Below are 2,276 nucleotides of genomic sequence, written 5' to 3'. Positions count from 1 at the left end.
CCAAGGAGATCGGCACGCTGATCCAGGCGATGGGCACCGGCATCGGCCGCGACGAGTTCAACGCCGACAAGCTGCGCTACCACAAGATCGTCATCATGACGGACGCCGACGTGGATGGCGCGCACATCCGCACGTTGCTGCTGACCTTCTTCTACCGGCAGATGCCCGAGCTGATCCAGCGCGGCCACCTCTTCATCGCCCAGCCGCCGCTCTACAAGGCGACCAAGGGCCGGTCGGAGGTGTATCTGAAGGACGAGCCCGCGCTGGACGCCTATCTGGTCGATGCGGGCGTGAACGCGGTCGTGTTCGAGACGCCGGGCGGCGCGCGGTCGGGCGCGGACCTGCGCGCGCTGGTCGAGCACGGGCGGCGCATGCGGACGCTGATGCGCTATGTGCCGCGCCGCTACGATGCGGCGATCGTCGAGGCGCTGGCGCTCGGCGGCGCGCTCGCGCCCGACCTCGGCCGGCCGGAGCGGGAGGTGGCGGTGGCGGGGGTCGTGCGGGGGCTCGATGCGGCGGACGAGGAAGCGCGCTGGATCGCGCGGTCGACCGAGGACGGCGGCGTGCATTTCGAGCGCTTCTGGCGCGGCGTCACCGACCATCACATCGTCGAGGCCTCATTCCTCGCCTCGGCCGAGGCGCGCAAGCTCCACACGCTCGCCGCCGAGCAGGCAGACGCCTTCACGCAGCCCGGCCGCGTCGTGCTGAGCAAGACGGCGGCGAAACCCGACCCGGACCTGTCGGCGCCGACGGCCGAGACCGACGAGCCGACCGACGAGGAAGGCCAGCCGACCACCACCCCGACGCGCGGTGAAACCCGGGTCTCACGCCCGTCGCAGCTGCTCGACGCGGTGCTCGCCGCCGGCCGCAAGGGGCTAGCGATCCAGCGCTACAAGGGGCTGGGCGAGATGAACGCCGAGCAGCTGTGGGAGACGACGCTCGATCCGACCAACCGCTCGATGCTGCGCGTCACCAGCGACGACGTGACCGCCGCCGACGAGACCTTCTCGCGCCTGATGGGCGAAGTGGTCGAGCCGCGCCGCGAGTTCATCCAGGACAATGCGCTCAACGTCGCCAACCTCGACGTGTGAGCATCGGCCTGCGGCACGGTTTCAGGAAATGGTGCTGCCGGTGAGGATTGAACTCACGACCTCAGCCTTACCAAGGATGCGCTCTACCACTGAGCTACGGCAGCAACCGGCCTGTTCGGCGAAGCGGGGGCTAGAGCGGAGGCGGCGCGTGTTGTCAAGGATGGGGGGCGGCGCGGGATGACGGCCAGGGAGGAGCGGGACGCGCGGCTGGCGGCGCAGCTCCGGGCCAATCTCCGACGCCGCAAGCAGGCGCCCGTGGAGGATGGAGCCCCCGAACCGCCGCTCGAGCCGCCGCCCGAGCCGCCGTCGGTCAGGCGATAGGCGCGCATTTCGTGGCGAGCCAGGCGCGCTCGTCGGCGTCGAGTTCGGGGCCGAGCTTCGCCAGCACCTGCGCATGATAGTCGTCGAGCCACGCGCGCTCGTCGCGCGTCAGCAGCGCCGGCTCGATCAGCTCGCGCTCGATCGGCGCCCAGGTCAGCGTCTCGAAGCCGAGCATCGCGCGATCGGGATCGCCGCCCACGATGGCGCGCGGCTCGACCAGCAGCAGGTTCTCGATGCGGATGCCGTATTCGCCGGGTTTGTAATAGCCGGGCTCGTTCGACAGCATCATGCCCGCGCGCAGCGGCTCCAGGCTGGCGCCGCCGGGGTAGTTGGGCGGGGCGATTCGTTGTGGCCCCTCATGCACCGCAAGGTAGCTGCCGATGCCGTGGCCGACGCCGTGCGCGAAATCGAGCCCTGCCGCCCACAGCGGACGGCGCGCGAACGCGTCGATCTGCGCGCCCTGGGTGCCGTCGGGGAAGACGGCGGTGGCGATGGCGATGTGGCCTTTCAGCACGCGGGTGAAGCGGTCGCGCATCTCGGAGGTCGGCGCGCCGACCGGCACGACGCGCGTCACGTCGGTGGTGCCGTCGCGATACTGGCCGCCGGAGTCGACCAGGTAGAGCTGGCCGGGCTCGATCGCCGCATTCGATTCCGCCGTCACGTGATAGTGCGGCAGCGCGCCGTGCGGGCCGGTGGCGGAGATGGTGGCGAAGCTGCTGTCGAGGTGCCGGCCGGTGGCCTCGCGGTATTCGAGCAGCTTCGCCGCCGCCGACAGCTCGGTCTCGCCGCCGCGCGGTAGCGCGTCCTCGGCCCAGCGCAGGAAGCGGGTCAGCGCCGCGCCGTCGCGGATCGAGGCGGCGCGGT

At 71.2% G+C, this 2,276-nt stretch carries 2 protein-coding genes and 1 tRNA gene; 1 reads left to right on the top strand and 2 read right to left on the bottom strand.

The features are described 5' to 3' along the window. Positions 1 to 1,091: toprim domain-containing protein (locus tag ACFE64_RS15605; protein ID WP_375393370.1), on the top strand; the 1,091-nt coding region annotated here is incomplete at its 5' end. 29 nt (positions 1,092 to 1,120) lie between these two features. Here ACFE64_RS15605 and ACFE64_RS15600 read toward each other — a convergent pair. Both ACFE64_RS15600 and ACFE64_RS15595 read right to left on the bottom strand, forming a co-directional pair. After that, positions 1,121 to 1,195: transfer RNA gene (locus ACFE64_RS15600), tRNA-Thr, on the bottom strand. A 206-nt stretch (positions 1,196 to 1,401) separates the two neighbouring features. Beyond that, positions 1,402 to 2,276 (bottom strand): M24B family metallopeptidase (locus ACFE64_RS15595; RefSeq protein WP_375393369.1); only part of this gene is annotated, 875 nt, incomplete at its 5' end.

Origin of the sequence: uncultured Sphingomonas sp., from assembly GCF_964250165.1 — a bacterium.
In the GTDB taxonomy this organism is placed as follows: domain Bacteria; phylum Pseudomonadota; class Alphaproteobacteria; order Sphingomonadales; family Sphingomonadaceae; genus Sphingomonas.
This window is presented reverse-complemented; position numbering and strand designations above follow the sequence as displayed.